The 25,039-nt window shown below is 70.4% G+C and carries 24 protein-coding genes, 2 tRNA genes and 1 pseudogene; 15 read left to right on the top strand and 12 right to left on the bottom strand.

The window, feature by feature from the left end; all coding sequences use genetic code 11:
• Window positions 1-2 precede the first annotated feature (2 nt).
• Complete coding sequence (locus ACGFYQ_RS16325) at window positions 3-551, bottom strand: DNA-binding protein (protein ID WP_134072835.1); 549 nt, start codon at window positions 549-551, stop codon at window positions 3-5.
• A 161-nt stretch (window positions 552-712) separates the two neighbouring features.
• Between ACGFYQ_RS16325 and ACGFYQ_RS16320 the strand changes: the two genes are divergently transcribed.
• A tRNA-Ala gene (locus tag ACGFYQ_RS16320) sits at window positions 713-785 on the top strand.
• A 104-nt stretch (window positions 786-889) separates the two neighbouring features.
• Here the strand turns inward: ACGFYQ_RS16320 and ACGFYQ_RS16315 are convergent.
• Both ACGFYQ_RS16315 and ACGFYQ_RS16310 read right to left on the bottom strand, forming a co-directional pair.
• Complete coding sequence (locus tag ACGFYQ_RS16315; RefSeq protein WP_393744287.1) at window positions 890-1,414, bottom strand: GNAT family N-acetyltransferase; 525 nt, start codon at window positions 1,412-1,414, stop codon at window positions 890-892.
• Window positions 1,415-1,455: 41 nt separating this feature from the next.
• Window positions 1,456-2,847, bottom strand: coding sequence for an MFS transporter (locus tag ACGFYQ_RS16310; protein WP_393744285.1), 1,392 nt, complete (start codon window positions 2,845-2,847; stop codon window positions 1,456-1,458).
• 198 nt (window positions 2,848-3,045) lie between these two features.
• Between ACGFYQ_RS16310 and ACGFYQ_RS16305 the strand changes: the two genes are divergently transcribed.
• Window positions 3,046-3,525 (top strand): MarR family winged helix-turn-helix transcriptional regulator, encoded by a 480-nt coding sequence (locus ACGFYQ_RS16305; RefSeq protein ID WP_393744283.1) that lies wholly within the window; start codon window positions 3,046-3,048, stop codon window positions 3,523-3,525.
• Between the two features lie 124 nt (window positions 3,526-3,649).
• Complete coding sequence (locus ACGFYQ_RS16300) at window positions 3,650-4,192, top strand: LysM peptidoglycan-binding domain-containing protein (RefSeq protein ID WP_393744281.1); 543 nt, start codon at window positions 3,650-3,652, stop codon at window positions 4,190-4,192.
• Between the two features lie 75 nt (window positions 4,193-4,267).
• Here ACGFYQ_RS16300 and ACGFYQ_RS16295 read toward each other — a convergent pair whose 3' ends face one another.
• Window positions 4,268-4,963 carry a DUF5324 family protein gene (locus ACGFYQ_RS16295; RefSeq protein WP_393744279.1) on the bottom strand — a complete coding sequence of 232 codons (696 nt, stop codon included), beginning with the start codon at window positions 4,961-4,963 and terminating at the stop codon, window positions 4,268-4,270.
• Window positions 4,964-5,138: 175 nt separating this feature from the next.
• Between ACGFYQ_RS16295 and ACGFYQ_RS16290 the strand changes: the two genes are divergently transcribed.
• Both ACGFYQ_RS16290 and ACGFYQ_RS16285 read left to right on the top strand, forming a co-directional pair.
• Window positions 5,139-5,666 carry a peptidylprolyl isomerase gene (locus tag ACGFYQ_RS16290; protein ID WP_393744277.1) on the top strand — a complete coding sequence of 176 codons (528 nt, stop codon included), beginning with the start codon at window positions 5,139-5,141 and terminating at the stop codon, window positions 5,664-5,666.
• Between the two features lie 109 nt (window positions 5,667-5,775).
• On the top strand, window positions 5,776-6,651 hold the full coding sequence (locus ACGFYQ_RS16285) for a rhomboid family intramembrane serine protease (protein WP_393744275.1): 876 nt from the start codon (window positions 5,776-5,778) through the stop codon (window positions 6,649-6,651).
• Window positions 6,652-6,766: 115 nt separating this feature from the next.
• Here ACGFYQ_RS16285 and crgA read toward each other — a convergent pair whose 3' ends face one another.
• Window positions 6,767-7,021: a cell division protein CrgA gene (gene crgA / locus ACGFYQ_RS16280; RefSeq protein WP_362389459.1), complete on the bottom strand. Its 255-nt coding sequence runs from the start codon at window positions 7,019-7,021 to the stop codon at window positions 6,767-6,769.
• 91 nt (window positions 7,022-7,112) lie between these two features.
• On the opposite strand from crgA, the gene ACGFYQ_RS16275 reads away from it, so the two are divergent.
• The 6 genes and pseudogenes from ACGFYQ_RS16275 to ACGFYQ_RS16250 all read left to right on the top strand — a co-directional run bounded on the left by ACGFYQ_RS16275 (window position 7,113) and on the right by ACGFYQ_RS16250 (window position 11,088).
• The gene (locus tag ACGFYQ_RS16275) at window positions 7,113-7,901 is read left to right on the top strand and encodes a DUF881 domain-containing protein (RefSeq protein ID WP_393744273.1); all 789 of its coding nucleotides are present in this window, start codon (window positions 7,113-7,115) and stop codon (window positions 7,899-7,901) included.
• A complete protein-coding gene (locus ACGFYQ_RS16270) occupies window positions 7,858-8,613 on the top strand; it encodes a class E sortase (RefSeq protein WP_393744271.1) in 756 nt (251 codons plus the stop codon). The genes ACGFYQ_RS16275 and ACGFYQ_RS16270 overlap by 44 nt, the downstream gene beginning before the upstream one ends.
• Window positions 8,614-8,692: 79 nt before the next feature.
• Window positions 8,693-8,869 carry a hypothetical protein gene (locus ACGFYQ_RS16265; protein ID WP_030011120.1) on the top strand — a complete coding sequence of 59 codons (177 nt, stop codon included), beginning with the start codon at window positions 8,693-8,695 and terminating at the stop codon, window positions 8,867-8,869.
• Window positions 8,866-9,504: an aminodeoxychorismate/anthranilate synthase component II gene (locus ACGFYQ_RS16260; RefSeq protein ID WP_393744268.1), complete on the top strand. Its 639-nt coding sequence runs from the start codon at window positions 8,866-8,868 to the stop codon at window positions 9,502-9,504. The genes ACGFYQ_RS16265 and ACGFYQ_RS16260 overlap by 4 nt, the downstream gene beginning before the upstream one ends.
• 140 nt (window positions 9,505-9,644) lie before the next feature.
• Window positions 9,645-10,331, top strand: a pseudogene (locus ACGFYQ_RS16255) (class E sortase); the annotation flags it as partial.
• A 25-nt stretch (window positions 10,332-10,356) separates the two neighbouring features.
• Window positions 10,357-11,088, top strand: a complete 732-nt coding sequence (locus ACGFYQ_RS16250; RefSeq protein ID WP_393744266.1) for a class E sortase — start codon at window positions 10,357-10,359, stop codon at window positions 11,086-11,088.
• Window positions 11,089-11,182: 94 nt separating this feature from the next.
• Here the strand turns inward: ACGFYQ_RS16250 and ACGFYQ_RS16245 are convergent, their stop codons facing one another.
• From ACGFYQ_RS16245 to ACGFYQ_RS16215, 7 genes are all read right to left on the bottom strand, one after another.
• Window positions 11,183-12,244 carry a restriction endonuclease gene (locus ACGFYQ_RS16245; RefSeq protein ID WP_393744264.1) on the bottom strand — a complete coding sequence of 354 codons (1,062 nt, stop codon included), beginning with the start codon at window positions 12,242-12,244 and terminating at the stop codon, window positions 11,183-11,185.
• 131 nt (window positions 12,245-12,375) lie between these two features.
• Window positions 12,376-14,391, bottom strand: coding sequence for a Stk1 family PASTA domain-containing Ser/Thr kinase (gene pknB, locus ACGFYQ_RS16240; RefSeq protein ID WP_393744262.1), 2,016 nt, complete (start codon window positions 14,389-14,391; stop codon window positions 12,376-12,378).
• 208 nt (window positions 14,392-14,599) lie between these two features.
• Window positions 14,600-16,063 carry a peptidoglycan D,D-transpeptidase FtsI family protein gene (locus tag ACGFYQ_RS16235; protein ID WP_393744260.1) on the bottom strand — a complete coding sequence of 488 codons (1,464 nt, stop codon included), beginning with the start codon at window positions 16,061-16,063 and terminating at the stop codon, window positions 14,600-14,602.
• On the bottom strand, window positions 16,060-17,484 hold the full coding sequence (locus ACGFYQ_RS16230) for an FtsW/RodA/SpoVE family cell cycle protein (protein WP_393744258.1): 1,425 nt from the start codon (window positions 17,482-17,484) through the stop codon (window positions 16,060-16,062). Before ACGFYQ_RS16230 ends, ACGFYQ_RS16235 begins: the two co-directional genes overlap by 4 nt.
• A gap of 31 nt (window positions 17,485-17,515) precedes the next feature.
• Window positions 17,516-18,973, bottom strand: coding sequence for a PP2C family protein-serine/threonine phosphatase (locus ACGFYQ_RS16225; protein ID WP_393744256.1), 1,458 nt, complete (start codon window positions 18,971-18,973; stop codon window positions 17,516-17,518).
• A gap of 138 nt (window positions 18,974-19,111) precedes the next feature.
• Window positions 19,112-19,609: an FHA domain-containing protein gene (locus ACGFYQ_RS16220; RefSeq protein WP_393744254.1), complete on the bottom strand. Its 498-nt coding sequence runs from the start codon at window positions 19,607-19,609 to the stop codon at window positions 19,112-19,114.
• 10 nt (window positions 19,610-19,619) lie between these two features.
• Window positions 19,620-20,459, bottom strand: a complete 840-nt coding sequence (locus ACGFYQ_RS16215) for an FhaA domain-containing protein (protein WP_393744252.1) — start codon at window positions 20,457-20,459, stop codon at window positions 19,620-19,622.
• Window positions 20,460-20,752: 293 nt separating this feature from the next.
• Here ACGFYQ_RS16215 and ACGFYQ_RS16210 point away from each other — a divergent pair.
• From ACGFYQ_RS16210 to ACGFYQ_RS16195, 4 genes are all read left to right on the top strand, one after another.
• Window positions 20,753-20,835, top strand: a tRNA-Leu gene (locus tag ACGFYQ_RS16210).
• Between the two features lie 268 nt (window positions 20,836-21,103).
• Window positions 21,104-22,774, top strand: coding sequence for a sensor histidine kinase (locus ACGFYQ_RS16205; RefSeq protein ID WP_393744698.1), 1,671 nt, complete (start codon window positions 21,104-21,106; stop codon window positions 22,772-22,774).
• Window positions 22,775-22,794: 20 nt separating this feature from the next.
• Window positions 22,795-23,442, top strand: coding sequence for a response regulator (locus ACGFYQ_RS16200; protein ID WP_393744696.1), 648 nt, complete (start codon window positions 22,795-22,797; stop codon window positions 23,440-23,442).
• A 52-nt stretch (window positions 23,443-23,494) separates the two neighbouring features.
• Window positions 23,495-24,895, top strand: coding sequence for a DUF2252 domain-containing protein (locus ACGFYQ_RS16195; protein ID WP_393744250.1), 1,401 nt, complete (start codon window positions 23,495-23,497; stop codon window positions 24,893-24,895).
• Window positions 24,896-25,039: the final 144 nt, after the last annotated feature.

Raw genomic sequence — 25,039 nt, 5'->3', positions numbered from 1 at the left:
TGTCAGTTCTGGTGGGCCTCGTAGTGGGCGACCGCGTCGGCGGTGCGGCCCGCGCCGTACACCCGGAGGAACTCTGCCAGTTCCGGGTGGCTGGGGGCGAGGCTGTCCGCCGCGTCGATGATGTCGCCGGCCGCGGAGACCGAGCGCAGCAGCGACTGGATCTCACGGACGACGCGCTTGACGGTGGGCGCGCCCGAACTGGTGGTGGTCTGACCGCTGTTGCTGAGGACGGAGCCTCCCTGGGTCTTCTTGATCTCGTCCATCCGGTCGGTGGCCTCCGCGGCACTGACGCTCCCGTCGGCCACCTGGCCGGCGAGATCCTGGAGCGCCTGAACACGCTGCACCACGGCAGGGTTCCCGATCTTGGCGCGCTGGCCGCTCATCAGCTGGGACAGCATGGGCGCCGACAGTCCGAGGACGGCAGCGAGGCGGGCCTGGTTCAAGCCGAGGTCATCTATGAGCCGGCGGAAGAGCGCTCCGAGCGGCTCCCCGTACCAACTGCGCTGAAGCTCTCTGGCTCTGGCCGTAGCCTCTTGCTGTACTGCGTCCACTCTTACTACTCCCCTTCGCTGGTGCGAACCTCGCGAGCATCTTACGGAGAGTGGTCGCAGGGCGGGAGTCCCTATCATTTTGCGAGATGAGGGGGTACACCCGGTACTCTGTTCTGCGGAACACCCGCTCCCCGCACGGGGGCAGGGGTGTGCCGACCCCTGGGGCCTTAGCTCAGTTGGTAGAGCGCTGCCTTTGCAAGGCAGATGTCAGGAGTTCGAATCTCCTAGGCTCCACAAGCGAGACCCTCCTTGACCTGCGGAAACGCGGTCAGGGAGGGTCTTTTCGCGTCCGGGGGGCGCCGCGGGGCCGGCTCTGGCCGAACGGGCACCAGGGGTGTCTAGAGGTCGATCCAGTAGCGGCACTTGGGGCCGATCAGGGTCTCGCGGAGATCTTCGAGGACACCGCCGCCCCGCTCGATCGTGCGGACCGACGCGGTGTTGTCCGGGTCGCAGGTCAGCAGGACCTGGTCCATCCCCATCACCCGTGCCTCGTGGAGCACCGATTCCAGCGCCCAGCCGGCCAGCCCGCGCCGCCGCGCCGAGGGGCGCACGCTGTAGCCGATGTGGCCGCCCGCGTCGAGGAGGAAGGCGTTCAGGTGGTGGCGCAGGTCGATGGCGCCCAGGTAGGTGTCGCCCTCGGCGATCCACCAGTACGTGGCGTGGACCCGGCCCTGCTCGACCGGCACCGTACGGTCCCCGTACCCGTGCAGCCGCTCCACCCAGGCCGCGAAACCCTCGGAGCTGTCGACGTCGTTGTCGGAGCCGAGGCCCGCCCCGTCCATGGGGGCGTCGTGGCCCCATTCCTCGCGGGCGGCGAGCCATGAGGAGTGCAGGCGGGCGGTGGGCCGTATCAGCTCGGGCATGTTCCGGACGCTATCAGCCGGTCCGCGGCGGCCCGGGGTCCTCACCGGGCGGCCGATGTTTCACGTGAAACAGTCGACGCACCGGTCCGCAGGAGGGTGGCGGCCAGGGCGATCGCGGCCAGCATGAGGGCGGCACCGATGGCGAAGGCCAGGTGGTATCCGCTGGTGAGGGCCTCGGCCGGGGTGCTGCCCGACCGGGCCGAGGACTCCGTACGGGAGGCGGCCAGGGTGGACAGGACGGCCACGCCGAGGGCCATACCGATCTGCTGGGTGGTGTTGAACAGCCCCGAGGCCAGTCCCGCGTCCCGGTCGTCGGCGCCGGACATGCCCAGTGTGGTGAGGGCCGGCAGGGCCAGGCCGAAGCCGGCGGCCAGCAGCATCACCGGCAGCAGGTCGGTGACGTAGTCGGCGTGCACGGGCAGCCGGGTCAGCAGCCCGAGGGCCAGGACGAGCAGGGCGAGACCGGCCAGCAGCACGTTTCGCTCGCCGAACCGGGCGTTGAGCCGGGCCGAGACGCCGAGGGACACCGCGCCGATCACCAGGGCGGCGGGAAGCATCGCGAGGCCGGTCGCCGCAGCCCCGTAGCCCAGGACCTTCTGCAGGTAGAGGGCGACCAGGATCTGGAAGGAGAACAGCGCGGCCACCATCAGCATCTGCACGAGGTTGGCGCCGGCGACGATGCGGGAGCGGAAGATCCGCAACGGTACCAGCGGGGTACGGGCCTTCGCCTGGCGCAGGGTGAAGGCGGCGAGCAGGACCAGGGAGAGCGTCCCGAGGCCGAGGGTGTGCGAGGAGGTCCAGCCGTACCGCTCCACCTCGACCACGCCGTAGATGCCCAGCACCAGCCCGGCGGTGACCAGGACCGCGCCGAGTACGTCGGCACCCGCGCGCAGTCCCGGACCCCGGTCGGAGGGGAGCGCGGGGAGGGCCAGCAGCAGGGCGGCGAGTCCGATGGGCAGGTTGATGAAGAAGATCCAGTGCCAGTCGAGGGCGTCGGTGAGGACCCCGCCGAGCACCTGGCCCAGGGAGGCGCCGGCCGCTCCGGTGAAGGAGAACACGGCGATGGCCTTGGCGCGTTCACGGGGTTCGGTGAACAAGGTGATCAGGATGCCGAGGCCGACGGCGGAGGCCATCGCGCTGCCGGCCCCCTGCAGGAAGCGCGCGGCTATCAGCACCGCGGGGGAGGCGGCGAAGCCGGCGAGCACCGAGGCGCCGGTGAAGACGGCGGTGCCGGCCAGGAACATCCGCTTGCGGCCGATCAGGTCGCCGAGACGCCCGGCGAGCAGCAGCAGGCTGCCGAAGGCGATCAGGTACGCGTTGACGACCCAGCTGAGACCCGCGGGGGTGAAGCCCAGGTCGTTCTGGATGGCGGGCATCGCCACGGTGACGATGCTGCCGTCGAGGACCGTCATCAGCATGCCCGTGGAGAGCACGGCGAGCGCGGTCCAGTGGGAGCGCAGTCCGCGCGGGGCGGCGTCGGAGCGGAGGGGGTGGAGGGCGCGGAGGGCACGGATGGGGATGTGGAAGCGGCAGGCATCGGTCTCTCCAGTCAGTGAGGGCGACTAGTACGACCGTAACAGATGGTTTCGTTGCAGACTATTTTCTTCGGATCGAATTGTTACTGTGGATCCATGACTGCCATGGCGCCCGCCCGGACCGAGCCCGACCTCTCCTTCCTCCTGGACCACACCAGCCATGTGCTGCGCACCCGCATGGCGGCCGCGCTCGGCGAGATCGGACTCACCCCGCGCATGCACTGCGTCCTCGTCCACGCCCTGGAGGAGGAGCGCACCCAGGTCCAGCTCGCCGAGATCGGCGACATGGACAAGACGACGATGGTCGTCACCGTGGACGCCCTGGAGAAGGCCGGACTGGCCGAGCGCCGCCCCTCCGTGAAGGACCGTCGGGCCCGGATCATCGCCGTCACCGAGAAGGGGGCGGCCGTCGCCGTGGACAGCCGGCGGATCGTCGACCAGGTCCACGCGGACGCCCTGGCCTCCCTCTCCGAGACCGACCGCACCGCCCTGCTGCGGGCCCTCGGCCTCCTCGTCGAGGGCGACCTGGCCACGCCCTCCGACAGTCCCCGCCCGGCGCGCCGCGCCCGCCAGTGACCGGCACCCGCCGCTCCCGGGTCCCCCGGACGGCCCCGTCACAGGGCCGCCCGGCGCCCGGTGTCCGACAGTGGGGGAAGGCACCGCGCCCAGGGGGGCACCACCACGCCGGAGGCGTACACACATGGGACTCTTCGACTTCCTGAAGTCCGACAAGAAGAAGGCACACGAGGCCGCCGAGAAGGCGAAGGAGCAGGTCCAGCAGCAGGCTTCCGCCTCGGCGGCACGTCCCGCGAGCCAGGCGGCCGACGCGGCCTCGGCCACCCGCGCGGCCGCCGAACGCATGGCGGCCGCCGCGCCGCCCAAGCCCAAGCCCGCGGCCCCGACCCCGGCCTCGGCCGCGCACAAGGCCGTTCCCGTCGCCCCCAAGCCGGCCGCCATGCCGCCGCCCAAGCCCGCTTCAGCCGCCACCGCGCCCGGCGCCCGGCACACCCCGACCCCCGCGTCGGCCGCGCACAAGGCCGTTCCCGCGGCCCCCAGGCCGGCGCCCACGGCCAGGAAGCAGCGCACGTACACCGTCAAGCCGGGCGACTCGCTCTCCGCGATCGCCCGCCGCGAGCTGGGCAACGAGGCCCGCTGGCGCGAGCTCTACGCCATGAACAAGGGCGTCGTCGGCTCCAACCCCGACCTCATCCGCCCGGGCATGGTCCTGACCCTGCCCAGCTGACCTGCCGAACCGACACAGCCGAAGGGGCCCGGATCCACCAGATCCGGGCCCCTTCGCCGTCATCGCCGGTCGGGGTCAGGGCTGCTCCTCCGAACCCGCCTCGCGCTCCTTCGCCGCCAGCTCGTCGTCGAAGCTCGCCGGCCCGGCGTCGCGCGCCGGCACCTCCGTGGCCGCCGGCGGCTCGACGAGCCAATCCGGGTTCGACTGCTGGTCCCACCACTTCCACGCCGCGAACGCGGCGCCCGCCAGTACGGCGGCCAGCGCGACTCCGCGCAGCACCCGGCCCCTGCGCGCCCGCCGCTCATGGCGCCGTACCAGCTGCTGCACTTCCTTGGACGACACCTGGCCGCGCAGCGCGGCAAGTGCCGCCGCCGACGCCGCCGTCGACCGCGCGGCGGCCTCCTCGGCCACCGGTGTGGCCACGGCGATCGCGCTCTCGATCCGCGGCTGGGTGTAGTCGGCCGCCTGCCGCGCCATCAGACGCGTCTGCTGCACGGCCTTCTGCGCCGCCCGGTCGACATTCGGCGGCACATGGGCGCGCGCCGACTTGATCCGGGGATGCAGGTGGCAGTCGTACGTCGTACGCGCCTGCCGCGCGGCCTCGTTGGCCGCGTACGACACCTTCGGCGCCAGCCGCTCATTCGCCTCATGCGCGTAGTGCACCGCGGCATCCTTGGCGGATTCTGCGTACGGCGCCACCACTTCCGCCGCGTGCCGCACACTCTCCCTGGCGCTCTCGGCTGCCAGGCGCACGCTGTCCTTGCGGGTCACGGGATCCTCCTCCTCGGTGGCGGACACAGTTCACCTTTCCACCCTTTGTCGGATCATGCCTGCCATACCGTCGACCGGCATGCGTGACAGGGCATACGGGTGGAGGATTTCTGTGCCGCGCTGCGCTGCGTGCGACCATCTGGACCGACAGTGATGACTATGGAAGGCAGACCACGTGGCCGAGAAGCTCTACGCCACCCTGAAGACCAACCGCGGCGACATCGTGATCGAGCTGCTGGAGAACTTCGCCCCGAAGACGGTCCGGAACTTCGTGGAGCTCGCCACGGGCGCCCGTGAGTGGACCCGTCCCACCGACGGCCAGAAGACCACGGACCCGCTCTACGACGGCACCGTCTTCCACCGTGTCATCAGCGGTTTCATGATTCAGGGCGGCGACCCGCTGGGCAACGGCACCGGTGGCCCCGGCTACCAGTTCGCCGACGAGTTCCACCCCGACCTGGCCTTCACCAAGCCCTACCTGCTCGCCATGGCCAACGCGGGCCCGGGCACCAACGGCTCGCAGTTCTTCATCACGGTCGCGCCCACCGCCTGGCTGACCCGCAAGCACACCATCTTCGGCGAGGTCACCGACCCGGCCAGCCAGAAGATCGTGGACGCCATCGCCTCCAGCGCCACCAACCCGCGCACCGAGCGCCCGGTGGACGACGTGATCATCCAGTCGGTCGTCATCGAGAAGCGCTGACCCCCGGGAACCTTTGGGCCCCGCCCGTCCGTCCTGCATGCGTACGAAGTGTGGGGCCGTGCCGGACCGGCGGGGCGTGCCCGCGCCTCGCCGCCGACCGAGGGAACCGATGGACACCGACCGTCTGCCGGGCTGCTACCGCCACCCGGACCGCGACACGGGGATCAGCTGCACCCGCTGCGAGCGCCCCATCTGCCCCGAGTGCATGATCAGCGCCTCGGTCGGCTTCCAGTGCCCCGAATGCGTCCGCGAGGGCTCCGGCACCGGGCACCGGCCGACCGCCAACGCGCCGCGCAACATCGCGGGCGGGGTGGTCGCCGCCGATCCCCACCTGGTCACCAAGACCCTCATCGGCATCAATGCCGCCGTTTTCCTGGCGGGCCTGGTGGCGCCGGCGGTCGTGGTCCAGCTGGAGCTGCTCGGCCGGTACGTGGAATTCTTCGGCGCCCCCGTCGAAGGGGTGTCCACCGGCCAGTACTACCGCCTGCTGACCTCGGTGTTCCTGCACGTCGAGTGGTGGCACATCATCGGCAACATGATCGGCCTGTGGGTGATCGGCGGCCCGCTGGAAGCGGCGCTGGGCCGGTCCCGCTATCTCGCCGTCTACCTGCTCTCGGGCCTCGGCGCCAGCGCCCTCGTCTATCTGCTGACCGAGCCGAACACCCCGACCCTCGGGGCCTCGGGCGCGGTCTTCGGCCTGCTCGGCGCCACCGTGGTCCTCGCCCGCCGGCTGCGCTACGAGATGCGGCCGGTGATCACCATGGTCGTGCTGATGCTGGTGCTGACCTTCGTGCCGATCGGCGGCGGCCTCACCGTGTCCTGGCAGGCGCACGTGGGCGGGCTGGTCACCGGCGCCCTGGTGGGTCTGGGCATGCTCCGGCCCGCCGCCGGCAGGAATCGCACACTCATCCAGTGGGGGACGTGCGTGGTCGTGTTCCTCCTGGCGGCAGCGGTGATTCTGCTCCGTACCGCGGAACTCACCTGATCACACCGGCGTCAACTCTCCACAGAGTTATCCACAGATCTTCTGTCTTTTCCTCAGGTGTGGATGACGCTGTGGATAACTCATGGGGAGAGCTTCCCTCAGCGGGCGCTTGGTGCTACTTCCACTGCGTGGATACGCCGAATCCCGCTGCGATAAATCCGAAACCGACCACAATGTTCCAATTGTGCAGTGCCTCGATGGGCAGCTGGGTTTCGGTCACGTAGAAGACGACGATCCACGCGAGTCCGATCAGGAAGAGTGCCAGCATCACCGGAGCGACCCAGCTGCGGTTCGTCAGCCTGATGGACTGCGGCGTCCGCGTGGGCGGAGGCGTGTAGTCGTCCTTCTTGCGGATACGTGACTTCGGCACGAGGGGCTCTCCTGTCGATGCGCTGGGGACCTTGCCTGCCCCGGGCGTCCGTTAGCGTAGTGGACCTGTGGCGTTGAAGGAGAAGGGTACGTTGAGCAATTCCGACGACTCCTCCGCGGGTCCCCGCCGCCGGGCCAGACCGGTCCGGCTGCTGACGGCCGCCGTCTTCGCCCTCGCCGGGCTGCTCTTCGTCACCAGTTTCAACACCTCCAAGGGTACGAACATCCGGACGGACGCCTCGCTCCTCAAGCTGTCGGACCTCATCGAGGAGCGCAGTCAGAGCAACGCGGAGCTGGAGGAGAGCCTCGGCCCGGTACGCCGACGGGTGGACGCCCTCGCCGAGCGCGACGACGGCAGCACCAAGGCCGAGGACGCCAAGCTGGCCGCTCTGCGCGCGGCGTCGGGCACCGAGGAGCTGTCCGGCAAGGGCCTGACCGTCACCCTCAACGACGCCCCGCCGAACGCCACCGCCCGCATCCCCAACGTCCCCGAGCCGCAGCCCAACGACCTGGTGATCCACCAGCAGGACCTCCAGGCCGTGGTGAACGCCCTCTGGCAGGGCGGAGCCCAGGGCATCCAGGTCATGGACCAGCGGCTGATCTCCACCAGCGCGGTCCGCTGCGTCGGCAACACCCTGATCCTCCAGGGCCGGGTGTACTCGCCGCCGTACAAGGTCTCGGCGGTCGGCGACCCGGGCGCGCTGCGCAAGGCCCTCGCCGCCTCCCCGGCCCTGCAGAACTACCAGCTGTACGTGAACGCGTACGGGCTCGGCTGGAAAGTGGACGAGCACAAGGCGCTGACACTTCCCGGCTACTCCGGCACAGTGGACCTCCACTATGCGAAGCCGCTGGCCCCTTCCTCCGAGACGAGTTCGCCCTGACGTCGTACTCCGCGTGGTGGTACGGACGTTCAGCGAGGTGTGTCTGACGGCGGGCACGCTGATCGTGCTGTTCGTCGCCTACGTCCTGCTGTGGACCGGGGTCAAGGCCGACCGGGCCATGGACGGCGAGATGGCCCGGCTGCGCGACCACTGGGCTTCGGCCCCGGCCGGCGCCCCGGCCACCGCCCCGGCCGGCGCGCCACTGCCGGAGACGTTCCGGCCCGCGCCGCCGGAGGGCTATCCGGCCGGCAGGGCCTTCGCCGAGATGTACGTCCCCCGCTTCGGCCCGGACTGGAACAAGCCCGTCCTGGAGGGCACGGGCACCGAGCTGCTGAAGAAGGGCCTCGGCCACTACGCCGGCACCGCCCCGCTCGGCGCCACCGGGAACTTCTCGGTCGCGGGCCACCGGCGCACCTACGGAGACCCCTTCAAGGACTTCCCCGAACTGCGCCCCGGGGACGCCGTGATCCTCAAGGACGCGACGACCTGGTACACGTACACGGTGCGCGGCGGGCCGCTGCGCACCCTGCCGACGGACGTCGGGGTGGTCGACCCGGTGCCCCGGAAATCGCCGTTCACGGCGCCCGGCCGGTATCTCACGCTGACGACCTGCGACCCCGAATGGGGCCACAGCCACCGGCTGGTCGTGTGGGCGGAGCTGACCGCGACGCGCCTCGTGGGGCAGGGCGGGCCGGAGGGTTTGCCGAGGTGACCCACCCGGCCGGGCCGCTGCCTTTAGTCTGTTCGCGTACCGCCCCTGCGGTGCGTGGAGCGAAAGGGATGCGGACGGAATGTACGGCTGGATCTGGCGGCATCTGCCGGGCAACGCGTGGGTGCGCGCGCTGATCTCACTCGTACTGGTCCTCGCGGTGGTGTTCGTGCTGTTCCAGTACGTCTTCCCGTGGGCCGAGCCGCTCCTTCCGTTCAACGATGTGACGGTGGACGAGGGATCGGGAGCCACTCCGTGAGCGCGCGCATTCTGGTTGTAGACAACTACGACAGCTTTGTCTTCAACCTGGTCCAGTACCTCTACCAGCTCGGCGCCGAATGCGAGGTGCTGCGCAACGACGAGGTCGAGCTCTCGCACGCGCAGGACGGCTTCGACGGCGTGCTGCTCTCCCCCGGGCCGGGGACGCCGGAAGAGGCGGGGGTCTGCGTCGACATGGTCCGCCACTGCGCGCAGACGGGCGTTCCGGTCTTCGGCGTCTGCCTCGGCATGCAGTCGATGGCGGTGGCGTACGGAGGGGTCGTGGACCGGGCTCCGGAGCTGCTGCACGGCAAGACCTCGCCGGTGGTGCACGAGGGCCTCGGCGTCTTCGCCGGCCTGCCGTCGCCGTTCACCGCGACCCGCTACCACTCCCTCGCCGCCGAACCGCAGACCCTGCCCGACGAGCTGGAGGTCACGGCGCGCACCGAGGACGGGATCATCATGGGCCTGCGGCACCGGGAGCACGACGTGGAGGGTGTGCAGTTCCACCCCGAGTCGGTGCTGACGGAGTGGGGCCACCGGATGCTCGCGAACTGGCTGGTGCGGTGCGGTGACGCGGGTGCCGTGGAGCGCTCGGTGGGGCTGGCCCCGGTGGTGGGCAAGGCCGTCGCGTGACCGCGCTCGCGCCGTCCGCGCCCACAGGGGGCCGGGCCGCGCGGCGCAGGGCAGCTCAGGAGGCCGCGAAGCGGGCCGCCCGGCAGACCCGGAGGCGGGGCGGGCGGCGCCGCAGGCGGCCGGCTTCGGGTGGCCCCTTGGTGGTCGCGAGCCGGCTGGGCGGGGAACTGTTCATCACACTGGGCCTGGTGATGCTGCTGTTCGTCGCCTACCAGCTCTGGTACACGAACATCGTGGCGGAGCGGACGGCGAACGGGGCCGCGGGCTCGCTCCAGCAGACGTGGCAGCGGGACCCGGGGGCCGGCGCGGGCGGGGCCGGCGCGCCGGCGGTGTCGGCGTTCGAGCCGGGGCAGGGCTTCGCGATCCTGTACATCCCGAAGCTGGACGTGAAGGTGCCGGTCGCGGAGGGGATCAGCAAGCCGAAGGTGCTGGACCGGGGGATGGTCGGGCACTACGGCGAAGGTGCGCTGAAGACGGCGATGCCGGCGGACGCGCAGGGCAACTTCGCGGTGGCGGGCCACCGCAACACCCACGGCGAGCCGTTCCGCTACATCAACCGGCTGGTGCCGGGGGATCCCGTCGTGGTCGAGACGCGGGACGCGTACTACACGTACGAGATGACCTCCACGCTGGCGCAGACGCCGCCGACGAACGTGTCGGTGCTGAAGCCGGTGCCGGAGGGATCGGGATTCACCTCGGCGGGCCGGTACATCACGCTGACGACCTGCACCCCGGAGTTCACCAGCACCTACCGGATGATCGTATGGGGCAGGATGACCGATGAACGCCCCCGCAGCCAGGGCCCCCCGCCCGCGCTGACCAGCTAGTAGCCGCCCTAAGGACGAATCAGCAGTGTCTCGTGCCCGACGCCGCCGCGCCGCGGCTCCGCCCGCCGGCAGCCGCAGTGTGCTCGCCGGGTTCCTGAGCCTGCTGGGCGAACTCCTGATCACGTTGGGCCTGGTGCTGGGCCTGTTCGTGGCGTACTCGCTGTGGTGGACGAACGTCCTCGCGGACCGGCAGGCGTCGGCGCGGGGCGACGAGATCCGCCAGCAGTGGCAGACGCAGACCCCGGCCCAGTCGGCGGCCCCGGGCGCGCTGGACACCAAGGACGGCATCGGGTTCCTGCACGTACCGGCGATGAAGAACGGCGAGGTGCTGGTCAAGCCGGGCACGGACCCGGACGTCCTCGACGACGGAGTCGCGGGCTACTACACGCAGCCGGTGAAGTCGGCGCTGCCGTGGGACGAGAAGGGGAACTTCTCGCTGGCCGCGCACCGGGACGGGCACGGCGCCAAGTTCCACAACATCGACAAGGTGAAGAACGGCGACGCGATCGTCTTCGAAACCAAGGACACCTGGTACGTGTACAAGGTCTTCGCCGAGCTGCGTCAGACGTCGAAGTACAACGTGGACGTGATCAACCCGGTCCCGAAGGAGTCGGGCAGGACGACCTCGGGTCGCTACATCACGCTGACCACGTGCACGCCGGTGTACACGTCGAAGTACCGGTACGTGGTGTGGGGCGAGCTGGTCCGCACGGAGAAGGTGGACGCGAAGCGGACGCTGCCGGCGGAGCTGCGCTGACGGTGGTTACGTTGTGTAACTGAGCTCCCTCAAGGAGCTCAGTTACAGGGGCTGTGGATAAGTCCGTTTGAGCGTGACACCTTGTCACTCTCAATCAGCGCAGGACCTGGAGCTGGACTCCCGCGCTCCAGGCCTCCAGGAGGCCCCTGTGGACGGCTGTGACGCCTCCCTGGGCGGCGATGGCCAGGGCTTCGCGTGTGAAGGCGCACGTGGCCACATAGAGGGCCACATCGGCCTGGTGGAGGACCTTCGACGCACCGAGGAACTTCTGCATCTCGCCGCTGAGGACATGGCGGAACGGGGCGAAGTTCTTGCACTGGACGGCGACCGTGCGGCCGTCGGCGGTGCGGGCGGTGATGTCGACGCCACGGTCGCCGCCGTGACCGCCGTACACCTCCACGTCGGTGCAGCCGTCGCGGCGCAGCAGCCCGGCGACGTGGAGCTCGAACTCCCTCCAGTTCATGGCGTCGATGGTCCCGATCACCCCGGTGAGGGCCTTCACGTCCTGTCCGCGCTGGAGCCGGCTGAGCGCGAGGTCGTGCTCGACCAGCTTCAGCTGGATCTGCTCGACGTCATTGCGGAGGCTGAGGAGGTCCCTGCGCTGTTCGGCGGAGGCCTCGACGAGGGCGCTGAGCATGGGGACGACGGTCCTGCCCAGCAGCTTGGTGAAGCTCGCCTCGCTGAGCCGGGTGATCCGCTCGTCGAGCGATTCGATGTCGTTGGGGACGGGCTGCGGCCGGGACGATTGCTCGCGGTCGAGCAGGTAGGTGCGAACGCTGCGAGCAACCTTGCTGTCACGCAGCAGCATCGCCACGTTGAGGATGGTCCGTCGGGTGTAGACGGCCAGGTGAATCCGCCCACCACGACCCTGTGGATAACTCTCGTTTGAAAGAGACAGGTTGTCTCTTTCAAAACCTTCCAGGTCAGCGCCCTTGAGGGTGCGCATGCCGTTCGCGGTGAGTTCCTCGCGGTGCCGCTGGCGCAGCCGGTTGACAACCTCCTCCGCGACTTCGAAGTAGGCCGCCACCATCGCCGTCGTCACGTGCAGACCGTCCGGCAGCAGCGACAGAACCTTCACCTTGTCGAGAACGTCTGTCCGTTCCAGCACGCTCGTCCGCAAGGTCCGGGATTCCAGCAGCACCGATTCGTTGATCATGATCCGTCCCTCCCGGGCGGAGCCCAATACCCCACCCCCATCCGGGTTAACGAATTCGTACATATGAAGACACGTACGCAAAAAGGTCCGGCCCTTCTCCGTGGAGAAGGGCCGGACCTCGGTTGTTGCTTCTACCGGGGGCCGCCGGTCAGGCCGCCGAAGATGCCGTTGCCGCCGTCCTGCTGGCCGCCCTGCATCGTGAAGACGTTGACCGCCTGGCCGGTGTTGGCCGGGGTGCCGGCGCCGGGGTCCGAGCGCAGCACGATCGCGTTGTCGTCCGTCGGGCCGTTGAGGACCATGCCGAAGGTCAGGCCCCTGGAGGCCAGTTCCACCTTCGCCTGGGCCACGGTCTTGCCCGCCAGGTTCGGTACCTGGGTCTGCTGCACGGCCTTGGCGATCGTGATGTTGACCGTCTTGCCCACCTCGAGCTGTTCATTGGGCTGGTACTGCTGCTCGATGACGGTCTTCGGGGCGGCTCCGGGGAAGTCGACCTCGGTGACGGAGCCGAGCTTCAGCTTGACGGCCTTGAGGGCCTTCTCCGCGTCGTCCTGCCTCTTGCCCTTGAGGTCCGGGACGATCGCCTTGGACTGCTCCTTGGCGACGGTCAGCGTGATGACGGTGTTCTTCTCCGCCTCGCCGCCGGCCTTGGGGGTCTGGTCGAGGACGATCCCGGCGGTGCGATCGGACTCCTGGAGCTTGCGGTCGACCTGGAAGCCCTTGTCCTTCAGTGCCTTCTCGGCCTCTTCGTACTTGAGGTTGAGCACGTCGGGGACCAGCACCTTGGGCGCGCCGGAGGAGACCGTCACGGTGACCGTGGAACCCTTGGCGACCTTGGTCTCGGCCGCCGGGTCCTGCTTGCAGACGCTGCCCTTGGGCTGGTCGCAGGGTTCGTCGGCGCCCTTGACGACCTTGAGGCCGACGTTGTCGCCGCTCTTCTGTGCCTGGTCGAAGGGCGCGCCGACGAGCTTGGGCACGGCGGGCCGGTTGTCGGCGTTGCCGTTGAAGAGGGAGCGGCCGATGAGGATCGCGCCGACCAGGACGAGGATGCCGGCCGTCACCAGCAGGATCGTGGAGACCCTGCTCTTCTTCTGGCGGCGGTGCGGCCCCTGGTCGTAGCCGCCGTGGCCCTGGTCGCCGTACCCGTAGCCGCCGTCGCCCGGGGGCGTGGGCGGCATCATCGAGGTCTGGCCGGAGTCGGCGGCGCGCAGGGCGGTGGTGGGCTGGTCGTAGCCCTGGTGTCCGTAGCCGTGGCCCTGGTCGGGGTAGCCGTAGCCGGCCGCGCCCATGGAGGCGGTGGCGGCGACGGGCTGGCCGTCGAGGCAGGCCTCGATGTCGGCGCGCATCTCGTCGGCGGACTGGTAGCGGTAGTCGGGGTCCTTGACCAGCGCCTTCAGCACGATCGCGTCCATTTCGGGCGTGATCTCGGGGTCGAAGTTCGACGGCGGCTGCGGTTCTTCCCGTACGTGCTGGTAGGCGACGGCCACGGGGGAGTCGCCGATGAACGGGGGCCGCACGCTGAGCAGCTCGTAGAGCAGGCAGCCGGCGGAGTAGAGGTCGGAGCGCGCGTCGACCTGCTCGCCCTTGGCCTGTTCCGGGGAGAGGTACTGGGCGGTGCCGATGACGGCGGCCGTCTGCGTCATGGTCATGCCGGAGTCGCCCATGGCGCGGGCGATGCCGAAGTCCATGACCTTGACCTGGCCGGTGCGGGTCAGCATCACGTTGGCGGGCTTGATGTCGCGGTGCACGATGCCGGCGCGGTGGGAGTACTCCAGGGCCTGGAGGATGCCGATGCACATCTCCAGGGTGCGTTCGGGCAGCAGCTTGCGCCCGGAGTGCAGCAGCTCGCGCAGGGTGGACCCGTCGACGTACTCCATCACGATGTACGGGATGGAGATGTTGTCGACGTAGTCCTCGCCGGTGTCGTAGACGGCGACGATCGCCGGGTGGTTCAGCGACGCGGCCGACTGGGCCTCGCGCCGGAACCGGGCCTGGAAGGACGGGTCGCGGGCGAGATCGGCGCGCAGGGTCTTGACGGCGACGGTACGGCCGAGCCGGGTGTCGTGGGCGAGGTAGACCTCGGCCATGCCACCGCGGCCGAGCACGTGGCTCAGCTCGTACCGGCCGCCGAGGCGACGCGGCTCTTCCATAACGTTGCAGCCCTCTCCGTCAGTCCCGACCGCACCTGTGTGTGGTCCGGCGGTGTGCTGTTCGCGCAAAGGCTACCGGCCGATCGTCTGTGATCGGTTCGTGGCCACAGGCTGATACTGGACCGGTACCGTACGCTCGGATCCGGCCGGGATCAGTGATGTGGATCACTCTCTTCCGGCGGCCCGTCATCCCAGGGTCATCTCTGGATCATCCCTGGCTCTTCAGTACGGCTTCCATGACGGCTTGGGCGACCGGGGCGGCGAGCCCGCCGCCGCTGATGTCCTCGCGGTCCGCGCCGCTGTCCTCGATGACGACGGCGACGGCGACGGGCGAGGTGCCGTCCTGGTTCTCGGCGTAGGAGATGAACCAGGCGTAGGGGCGCTTCTTGTTGCCCTCGCCGTGCTGGGCGGTGCCGGTCTTGCCGCCGACCTTGACGTTCTTGATCTTGGCCTTGGTGCCGGTGCCGTTCTCGACGACGTTGACCATCATCTCCTGGACCTTCTGGGCGTTGGCGGCGGAGAGGGGCCGGCTCATCTCCTGCGGAGAGTGCTTCTCGATGACGTCGAGGTTGGGCGCGGTGAGGTGGTCGACCATGTACGGCTTCATCAGTTTGCCGTCGTTGGCGATCGCGGCGGTGACCATGGCCATCTGGAGCGGCGTCGCGGCGGTGTTGAACTGGCCGATGGAGCTGAGGGCGTTGCCGTCCTTGCCCATCTTCTTGTCGTAGACGCTGGCGAAGGCGCGGACCGGGATGTCGATCTTGTCGTTGTTGAAGCCGAACTTCTCGGCGGTCTCCACCATCTTGTCGCGGGTGACCTTGTCGCCCATGTTCGCGAAGACGGAGTTGCAGGACACGCGCATGGCCTCGTTGAGGCTGGCCTTCTCGCAGCCCTTGGCGTGGTTTTCCATCACGGTCTTGGTGCCGGGCAGGAAGTACGGCTCCGGCGTGTCCGTCGGGTCGTTGATCTCCTTGACGACGCCGTTCTCGAGCGCGGCGGCGGCGGTGACGACCTTGAAGGTGGAGCCCGGCGGGTAGGTCTCGCGCAGGGCGCGGTTGACGAGGTTCTTGTCCTCGCTGTCCTTCAGTTCGACCCAGGCCTTCTCGTCGGTCTTGGAGTTGCCGGCGAAGCGGGAGGGGTCGTACGAGGGGGTGGAGACCAGGGCGAGGATGGCGCCGGTGCGCGGGTCGATGGCGGCGGCCGCGCCCTTGTTGTTGCCGAGGGCCTTGAAGGCGGCCTTCTGGGCGTCGGGGTTCAGGGTGGTGACGACGTTGCCGCCCTGCTTCTTCTCCCCGGTGAACATGCCGATGGTGCGGTCGAAGAAGAGCCGGTCGTCGTTGCCGGTGAGGATGCCGTCTTCGAGGGATTCGAGCTGGGTGGAGCCGAAGGCCTGCGAGGCGTACCCGGTGACGGGGGCCCAGAGGGGGCCGTCCGTGTAGGTCCGCTTGTACTTGTAGTCGCTGCCGTCGGTGACCGCCGAGCCGGTGATCGGCTCGCCCCCGACGATGATGTTGCCGCGTTCGGTGGCGTACTGGGCGATCTGGACCCGGCGGTTCTCCTTGCGGGTGCTGAGTTCCTCGGCCTGGACGTACTGCAGCCAGTTGGTCCGGATCAGCAGCGCGAGGACGAGCAGCCCGCAGAACAGCGAGATGCGGCGCAGGGGCTTGTTCATGACGGGCGGACCACCTGGGTCATCTCGGAGTCGGGGGACGGGGCGGGGGCCGGCGCAGGTCGGCGTGCGGTGTCGCTGATCCGGATGAGGATGGCGATGAGGATCCAGTTCGCGAGGACGGAGGAGCCGCCGGAGGCGAGGAAGGGCATCGTCATGCCGGTGAGGGGGATGAGGCCCATGACTCCGCCGGCGACGACGAAGATCTGGAGGGCGAAGGCGCCGGAGAGGCCGATGGCGAAGAGCTTGCCGAAGGGGTCGCGGGCGGCGAGGGCGGTGCGGACACCCCGCTCGATGATGAGGCCGTAGAGCAGGAGGAAGGCCATCACGCCCGCGAGGCCGAGCTCTTCGCCGACGGTGGAGAAGATGAAGTCGGAGTTGGCGGCGAAGCCGATGAGGTCGGAGTTGCCCTGTCCCCATCCGGTGCCGAGGACGCCGCCGGAGCCGAAGCTCATGATCGACTGGCCGACCTGTTCGCAGGCTCCGGACTTGGAGTAGCAGGCGAAGGGGTCGAGCCAGGCGTTGACGCGGACCTTGACGTGGCTGGCGGTGGCGCCGACGACGGTCGCGCCGCCGACGGACATGAGCAGGCCGATGACGATCCAGCTGGTCCGTTCGGTGGCGACGTACAGCATGATCACGAACATGCCGAAGAAGAGCAGCGAGGTGCCGAGGTCGTTCTCGAAGACCAGGACGAGCAGGCTCATCGCCCAGATCATCAGGATCGGGCCGAGGTCGCGGCCGCGCGGCAGGTAGAGGCCCATGAAGCGGCGGCTGGCGAGTGCGAGGGCGTCGCGCTTCACCATGAGGTAGCCGGCGAAGAAGATCGCGATGACGATCTTCGCGAACTCGCCGGGCTGGATGGAGAAGCCTCCGACGCTGATCCAGATCTTGGCGCCGAAGACGTCGGCGCCGAGGCCCGGGATGACGGGCAGGATCAGCAGGACCAGGGCGCCGGCCATGGAGATGTACGTGAAGCGCTGCAGGACGCGGTGGTCCTTGAGGATGAGCAGGACGGCCGCGAACAGGGCGATCGCGACCGCCGTGTACATCATCTGGCGGGGCGCGGAGGGGGTGAAGGCGCCGTAGGAGCGCTTGGCGAGGTTCTGCAGCCGCTCGGACTGGTCGAGGCGCCAGATCAGGACGAGGCCCAGGCCGTTGAGGAGCGTGGCCAGGGGCAGCAGCAGCGGGTCGGCGTACTTGGCGTACCGGCGTACGACGAGGTGCGCGATCCCGGCGAGGGCGCCGAGGCCGAGGCCGTAGAGCAGCATGCCGGGGGGCATCTTGCCGTGGATCGACAGGCCTACGTTGGCGTAGGCGAAGATCGGGATGACCACGGCGAAGCCGAGCAGCAGGAGCTCGGTGTTCCGCCGGCTCGGCAGCTCGATGGCGCCGATGGTGGTCGTGTTGGTGACAACGCTCATGGTGTGGCAGGCCCCCTGTGCCCGCGAGTGTCTACTGCTTGCCGCAGAGGCTGACCACTTGCTGCTCCGCGGGAGTCAGAGTGGAGCCCGGTGTCTGGTTCTGCGCCTCGGCGTTGCGGCGTTCCTCGTCCTTCTTGCAGGCGGAGACCTGGACGCCGAGGTCGTCGAGCTTCTCGCGGGCGACGTCGAGCTTGCCTTCGCTGATGGTGGCCTCGACGAGCTTCCGCTTGAAGGGCGGCAGGTACTTCAGTTCGATCTCGGGGCGGTCGGTCTCCACCTTGGAGAGCTCCAGCGGTCCGAGCTTCGGGCTGATGCCGCGGAAGAGCGCGACGTGGTCGCCCTTGACGCCGACGTAGAACTGGGTCTGGGTCCAGCGCCAGCCCGCGTAGACGCCGCCGCCGACGACGCCGGCGACGAGGAGCAGGATCAGCGTACGGGTGGTCCACTTGCGCCCTTTGCTGCGGCGCCGGCGGGGGTGGTCGTACGTGTCCTCGTACCCGGAGTCGGCGTCGTAGGCGTCGGCTTCGCCGAAGCTGCCGTACGCGCCGCCCTGGCCCTGGTCGGCGTACCCGTAGGCGTTGGCCTCGCCGCTGCCGGGGGGGCCGAAGGCGCCGGCGGGCGGAGCGGCCTGGCGGCCGAGGCCGGAGGCGCGGCCGGCCGGGGTCTGCATGGCGTTGCCGCCGTCGAAGAGCTGGTGCTGGTTCTCGGCGACCGCGCCGACGACGACCGGGGTGTCGCTGACCTGGGCGGCGAGGGTGTCGCCGCTGTCGGTGTCGAGGACGTCGGCGACGATGCAGGTGATGTTGTCGGGTCCGCCGCCGCGCAGGGCGAGCTGGATCAGCGACTGCACGGTCTCGCGGGGGCCGTGGTAGTCGGCGAGGGTCTCTTCGAGGGTCTGGTGGGAGACCACGCCGGAGAGGCCGTCGGAGCAGATGAGGTAGCGGTCGCCGGCGCGGACCTCGCGGATGGAGAGGTCGGGTTCGACGATGTCGCCGCTGCCGAGGGCCCGCATGAGGAGGGAGCGCTGCGGGTGGGTGGTGGCTTCCTCTTCGGTGATGCGGCCCTCGTCGACGAGGCGCTGCACCCAGGTGTGGTCCTGGGTGATCTGGGTGAGGACGCCGTCGCGGAGCAGGTAGGCGCGGGAGTCGCCGACGTGGACGAGGCCGAGGCGCTGGCCGGTCCACAGCAGGGCGGTGAGCGTGGTGCCCATGCCTTCGAGCTGGGGGTCCTCCTCGACCATGACGCGCAGCTGGTCGTTGGCGCGCTGCACGGCCGTGGCGAGGGAGGTGAGGATGTCGGAGCCCGGGACGTCGTCGTCGAGCTGCACGAGGGTGGAGATCACCTCGGAGCTCGCGACCTCGCCGGCGGCCTGGCCTCCCATGCCGTCGGCGATCGCGAGGAGGCGGGGTCCGGCGTAGCCGGAGTCCTCGTTCCCCTCGCGGATCATGCCTTTGTGCGATCCGGCGGCGAACCGCAGGGACAGACTCATGCGCACCTCGCCGGTCGGCTCCGGGTACAACCGGTCTCGAGCCACACTGCCCACCCTCCGGTCGGGAGCGCGCACGTGTCCGTTTCCTCGGTGGGACGGATCACCGCCGCGCGCTCGCTCCGCTCGCTCATTCTCGTACTACTTCCGCAGCTCGATGACGGTCTTCCCGATGCGGATCGGGGCGCCCGGCGGAATGGGCGTCGGGGTGGTCAGCCGGGTCCGGTCGAGATACGTGCCGTTGGTGGACCCGAGATCCTCGACGATCCACTGGCCGTCACGGTCGGGGTAGATCCTGGCATGGCGGCTGGACGCGTAGTCGTCGTCCAGCACGATGGTCGAGTCGTGGGCGCGGCCCAGCGTGATCGTCTGGCCCGCGAGGGCCACCGTGGTGCCCGTGAGGGTGCCCTCGGAGACGACGAGCTTGGTGGGCGCACCGCGGCGCTGGCGCTGCTGCGGTGGCGCGGCCTGGCGCCCCGGCTGCTGCGGGGTGTTGCCCGCGCCGCCGCGGCGGGAGCCGCGCTGCGTCACTCTCGTTCCGAAGAGGTCGCTGCGAATGACCTGGACGGCCACGATGACGAACAGCCACAGAACGGCTAGGAAACCCAGCCGCATGACCGTCAGGGTCAGCTCTGACATTGCCCCCGCTTCACCCTTCGGCTTGCCGGTAAATGATGGTGGTACTGCCCACGACGATCCGCGAGCCGTCGCGGAGCGTAGCGCGGGTGGTGTGCTGCCCGTCCACCACGATGCCGTTGGTGGACCCGAGATCCTGGATCGTCGAGGGCGTTCCGGTCCGGATCTCACAGTGCCGGCGCGAGACGCCGGGGTCGTCGATCCGCACGTCGGCTTCCGTGCTTCGGCCGAGTACGAGCGTGGGGCGCGAGATCTGGTGGCGGGTGCCGTTGATCTCGATCCAGTGGCGCCGTGGGGCGCCGGAGGTCGGTACGGGTGCTGCCGCGCCGGGTCCGCTCGGGGCGGGCCGCCGGGCGCCGGGTCCGCCGGGGGGCGGGGCGCTGGGCATGGGCGGGGCGGCGACCGGGGGGTAGCCGTATCCGCCCTGGCCGGCCGGACCGCCCTGCGGCCGGCCCTGGGGGGCCTGCGGCTGGGAGGTGCTGGAGGCGAGGGTGCGGCTGCGGACCCGGTAGAGCCCGGTGTCGAGGTCGTCGGCCTTCTCCAGGTGGACCTTGATGGGGCCCATGAAGCTGTAGCGCTGCTGCTTGGCGTAGTCGCGGACGAGGCCCGCGAGCTCGTCGCCGAGCTGCCCGGAGTAGGGGCTCAGGCGGTCGTAGTCACCGGCGCTGAGTTCGACGATGAAGTCGTTGGGGACGACGGTCCGCTCGCGGTTCCAGATGGTGGCGTTGTTGTCGCACTCCCGCTGGAGGGCTCCGGCGATCTCCACCGGCTGGACCTCGGACTTGAACACCTTGGCGAAGGTGCCGTTCACCAGACCTTCGAGTCGCTGCTCGAACCGCTTCAGAACTCCCATGGGGCACCTCCTCCGTCGTTGTCGCCCTGTACTGCTTACTGATCGTATCCACGCGTGGCGGATTCGGGTGGTTCCCCATCGGTCCTGTGGGGACGAGTGTTGGTCCTCACAAGGGATCGTAGGGGCGCCCCAGGGACAGTGTCCCGCACCGGGAGCGGAGTGCGGGAGGGGCCGTCCCGGGCGGGGTGCGGGGGCGGGGGGAAAGCGATGTGATTCCACCCCGTTCTCCGTGCTAATGTTTCGACGTCGCCAGGGGAACGGCCCGAAAGGGAAGATCCACTGGGGTGCTGCTCGGGCGAGTGGCGGAACGGCAGACGCGCTGGCTTCAGGTGCCAGTGTCCTTCGGGACGTGGGGGTTCAAATCCCCCCTCGCCCACATCGACGAAACGGTCGTCATCGCGAAAGCGGTGGCGGCCGTTTCGTGTTGTACGTGCGCGGGCCGGTCCGGTGGGGCGGTGCGGGTGGTGCGGGTGGGCGGTGGGGGTGACGTAGGCCACGGTGTGCGCCGCCGCTGACGGGTGGTCAGGGCCGGTGTGCGGGGTCGCTGACCCGGGCGTCCGACTTTCGTCGCGAGGGGCGCGACGAAAGAGGGCTGCCGGCGGTGTGCGGGGGTGTCTAGGGTCGGCCGGGTGGATGCGAAGGCGATGACGCGTGCGGGCTGGGACTGGCTGAGGGGGCCGGAGCCGTGGACCGGGCGGATGCTGGCGGGGGATCTGGCGCTCGCGGGGATCCTGGCCCTGCTCGGCCTGGGCGTCGAGGAGCTCGACAACGGCTCCGGGCAGCGGATGCTGGCGAGCGTCGTGGTCGTGGTGGTGCTGACCCTGCTGCGCCGGCGGATGCCGGCGACGACGCTCGTGGTGGGTTCGGCGGTGAGCGCGTTCCTGCCCGGCACGGTCTTGATCACGGGGCTGCTGGGCTGGTCGGCGGGGCGCCGGATCGTAGGGGTGGGGCGGGCGGGGGCCGCCTTCACGCTGGCCTTCCTCGCGTCGGTCGGCCTGAGCGTCCTGCACGAGTGGTCGCAGATGCAGCCGCTGCTGGTGGTCGTGTTCTCCACGCTGATGTTCCTGGCGACGACGGTGATGCCGGGTCTGGCCAGCCGGTACTGGTCGCAGCGCAGGACGCTGCTGCGGGCGCTCCAGGAGCGCAACGGGCAGCTGCTGCGCGAGCGGGCCATGGTCGCCGGGCAGGCGAGGCTGCGCGAGCGGCAGCGGATCGCCCAGGACATGCACGACAGCCTCGGCCACCAGCTGGCTCTGATCTCCGTGCACACCGGTGCGCTGGAGGTGGATCCGAAGCTCACCGACCGCCAGCGCGAGGCGGTGGGGGTGCTGCGGCAGGCGTCGGTGGCGGCGATGCACGAGCTGCGCGAGGTCGTGGGCATCCTGCGGGACGGGGTCGAGGCGCCGGTGCCGGTCGAGGAGGCGGCGCAGCCCGCGGCGCGCGGGGTGGCCGGGATCACGGGGGTCGTGGAGGCGGCGCGGGGCGCGGGGACCGATGTGCGGATGTCCGTGTCGGGTCAGCCGCGGCCGCTGGTGGCGGCCTGCGACCACGCGGCGTACAGGATCGTGCAGGAGGCGCTGACGAACGCGTACAAGCACGCGCCGGGGGCCCCGATCACGGTGGAGCTGCGGTACGAGGACGACTCGCTGGTGGTGGAGATCGCCAACGGTCCGGCGGCCGGTCCGGGGGCCGGTGAGGTGGTGTCGGGCGGGCAGGGGCTGACGGGGCTGCGCGAGCGGGCCCGCCTGGTCGGCGGGATGGTGCACGCGGGGGCGGCCGAGGGCGGTGGGTTCCGGGTGGCCGGGGTGCTGCCGTACGGGGCGGAGCCGGCCGGGGTGGAGGACGTCGCCGACGACTTCGGGCAGCAGGCGCAGGCACGGGGGCTGCGGGGTGCGCCGCCGATGGACTGGGAAGCGGTGGACCGGGAGCTGGCCGTACGGGTGCGCAGCCGCAGCGGCGGCTTCGCGCTGGGCTGCGGCATCGCCTTCGCGGCGGTGGTGCTCATGGTGATCGTGGTCGGCGCGGTGATGGCCCTGCTGGTGGGCTCGATGAGCGACGCCATGCTCGACCGGGAGGCGTTCGACGCGGTGAAGGTGGGCGAGCCGGAGCAGGCCGTGCGCGACCGGCTGCCGAGCGGCGACAGCTTCCTGACCGCCGGGGCGGACCGCAAGGGGCCGCCGCGGCCGGAGGGCTCGCAGTGCCTGGCGCTGCTGGCGGAGGACGACTCGAACGCCCTGGGAACCGACCTGGTTTTCCGGTTCTGCTTCAAGGACGGCAAGCTCGTGGACAAGCAGGCTTACGAGGTCAAGCAGTAGGAGCGCGGGTGCAAGCCGAAGTGATCCGAGTGGTGATCGCCGATGACGAGCCGCTGATCCGGGCCGGGATCAGGATGATCCTGACCTCGGCGCCGGACATCGAGGTCGTCGCGGAGGCGGCGAACGGCCGGGAGGCGGTGGACCTGGCCCGCGCGCACGCCCCGGACGTGGTGCTGCTGGACATCCAGATGCCGGTGATGGACGGGCTGACGGCGCTGGGCGAGCTGGGGCGGGCCGTGCCGGAGGTGCGGGCGCTGATCCTGACGACCTTCGGGGAGAAGGAGAACGTGCTGCGGGCGCTGGGCCAGGGCGGTGCGGGGTTCCTGCTGAAGGACTCGGCGCCGGGCGAGCTGATCGGCGCCGTCCGGGCGGCTGCGGCCGGGGACGCGTACCTCTCGCCGTCGGCGACGCGCCATGTGGTGGACCAGCTGGCGTCGGGGAAGGCCGTGGCGCGCGGCGAGGAGGCCCGGCGCCAGGTCGCGGCGCTGAGCGAACGCGAGCGCGGGGTCCTCGCGCTGCTGGGGGAGGGCCTGTCGAACGCGGACGCGGGGCGGCGGCTGCACATGAGCGAGGCGACCGTGAAGACGTACGTGAGCCGGATCCTGGCGAAGCTGGACTGCGAGAACCGGGTGCAGGCCGCACTGCTGGCCAGGGACGCCGGGCTGTAGATACGGTCAGCCCGTTCCGGAAGCGATCAACGTACGGGTGGGGGCGGCGCGCATGGCGGCGGTAGCGGGGCAGCGGATACCGGAGGTGACGGGGTTCGCGCCGCGGGTGGTGGTGGGCTCGCCGAAGGAGGAGGGCAAGGCGCTGCGCGGACGGGTGCCGCGGGCGGCGCACGCCGCCTTCGAGGCGCCGGCCGGTCGCCCGGACGCCGTGCGGGCGGTGGAGGAGTCCAATGCCGGCCGGGTTCCCGAGCTGACGCCGATACGGGTGGGCCGGATGGCCGCGAATCCCTTCGCGTTCCTGCGCGGGGCGGCCGGGCTGATGGCCCACGACCTGTCCGGCGGCCCCGTGACCGGGGTCGGCGCGCAGATCTGCGGTGACGCGCACGCGGCGAACTTCGGCCTGTACGGGGACGCGCGCGGGCGGCTGGTCATCGACCTGAACGACTTCGACGAGACCGTGTTCGGTCCGTGGGAGTGGGACGTGAAGCGGCTGGCGACCTCGCTGGTGCTGGCCGGCCGGGTGGCGGGCGCGGACGAGGACACCTGCCGGGCGGCCGCGCTGGACTCGGTGGGCGCCTACCGGCGGACCATGCGGCTGCTGGCCAGGCTGCCCGCGCTCGACGCGTGGAACGCCATCGCGGACGAGGAGCTGGTCTCGCACACCGATGCCCGCGATCTGCTGGGCACCCTGGAGCGGGTCTCGGAGAAGGCCCGCAACAACACCTCGGCGCGGTTCGCGGCCAAGTCGACGGAGAGCGGGGCGGACGGCAGCCGGCGGTTCGTGGACGCGCTGCCGGTGCTGCGCCGGGTCGGGGACGGGGAGGCGGAGGCCGTGGCGGCCGCGCTGGGACCGTACCTGCACACGCTCCAGGGGGACCGGCTGCCGCTGCTGGCCCGGTACGCGATCCACGACGTGGCCTTCCGCGTGGTGGGGACCGGGAGCGTCGGCACCCGTTCGTACGTGGTGCTGCTGCTGGACCACCGGGGCGAGCCGCTGGTGCTCCAGGTGAAGGAGGCGCGGCCCTCGGTGCTGCTGCCGCACCTGCCCGCGCTGGGCTTCGTGTCGCCGCCGGAGGAGCACGAGGGACGCCGGGTGGTGGCCGGGCAGAAGCGGATGCAGGTGGTCTCGGACATCATGCTGGGCTGGACCACGGTGGAGGGCCGGCCCTTCCAGGTGCGGCAGTTCCGCAACCGCAAGGGCAGTGTGGATCCGGCGGCGCTGGCCGTCGACCAGATCGACGACTACGGGCGGATGACGGGGGCGCTGCTGGCCCGGGCACACGCGCACAGCGTCGACCCGCGGCTGCTGGCCGGGTACTGCGGGAAGAACGAGGAGCTGGACGAGGCGATGGCGGCCTTCGCCGTGGCCTACGCGGACCGGACCGAGGCCGATCACGCCGACCTGGTGGCGGCGGTCCGGACGGGGCGGATCGCGGCGGAGGCCGGGGTCTAGTGCTGTGACCGGCAAGGTTCACCGGGTCGCGACGCTCCCCCAGCTACCTCCCCCAGACTCCGTCCGGGGGGACCCCCAGGGAGGTACCCCCAGGCACGGCACCTCGCCGCGTTGTCGGACCGCGCAAGTACGTCCAGTACGAGC

The sequence above is a fragment of the Streptomyces sp. NPDC048258 genome (assembly GCF_043201995.1).
GTDB lineage: Bacteria > Actinomycetota > Actinomycetes > Streptomycetales > Streptomycetaceae > Streptomyces.
Note: the sequence above shows the minus strand (reverse complement) of the source record. Positions and strands in the feature narration are given on the sequence as shown.

Coding starts and splice junctions, on each gene's coding strand:
- ACGFYQ_RS16315 (WP_393744287.1), bottom strand. CDS start 1,414: ATGCCCGAGCTGATACGGCCCACCGCCCGCCTGCACTCCTCATGGCTC.
- ACGFYQ_RS16305 (WP_393744283.1), top strand. CDS start 3,046: ATGACTGCCATGGCGCCCGCCCGGACCGAGCCCGACCTCTCCTTCCTC.
- ACGFYQ_RS16300 (WP_393744281.1), top strand. CDS start 3,650: ATGGGACTCTTCGACTTCCTGAAGTCCGACAAGAAGAAGGCACACGAG.
- ACGFYQ_RS16285 (WP_393744275.1), top strand. CDS start 5,776: ATGGACACCGACCGTCTGCCGGGCTGCTACCGCCACCCGGACCGCGAC.
- ACGFYQ_RS16270 (WP_393744271.1), top strand. CDS start 7,858: ATGCGAAGCCGCTGGCCCCTTCCTCCGAGACGAGTTCGCCCTGACGTC.
- ACGFYQ_RS16265 (WP_030011120.1), top strand. CDS start 8,693: ATGTACGGCTGGATCTGGCGGCATCTGCCGGGCAACGCGTGGGTGCGC.
- ACGFYQ_RS16245 (WP_393744264.1), bottom strand. CDS start 12,244: ATGATCAACGAATCGGTGCTGCTGGAATCCCGGACCTTGCGGACGAGC.
- pknB (WP_393744262.1), bottom strand. CDS start 14,391: ATGGAAGAGCCGCGTCGCCTCGGCGGCCGGTACGAGCTGAGCCACGTG.
- ACGFYQ_RS16235 (WP_393744260.1), bottom strand. CDS start 16,063: ATGAACAAGCCCCTGCGCCGCATCTCGCTGTTCTGCGGGCTGCTCGTC.
- ACGFYQ_RS16230 (WP_393744258.1), bottom strand. CDS start 17,484: ATGAGCGTTGTCACCAACACGACCACCATCGGCGCCATCGAGCTGCCG.
- ACGFYQ_RS16225 (WP_393744256.1), bottom strand. CDS start 18,973: ATGAGTCTGTCCCTGCGGTTCGCCGCCGGATCGCACAAAGGCATGATC.
- ACGFYQ_RS16220 (WP_393744254.1), bottom strand. CDS start 19,609: ATGTCAGAGCTGACCCTGACGGTCATGCGGCTGGGTTTCCTAGCCGTT.
- ACGFYQ_RS16215 (WP_393744252.1), bottom strand. CDS start 20,459: ATGGGAGTTCTGAAGCGGTTCGAGCAGCGACTCGAAGGTCTGGTGAAC.
- ACGFYQ_RS16205 (WP_393744698.1), top strand. CDS start 21,104: ATGACGCGTGCGGGCTGGGACTGGCTGAGGGGGCCGGAGCCGTGGACC.
- ACGFYQ_RS16195 (WP_393744250.1), top strand. CDS start 23,495: ATGGCGGCGGTAGCGGGGCAGCGGATACCGGAGGTGACGGGGTTCGCG.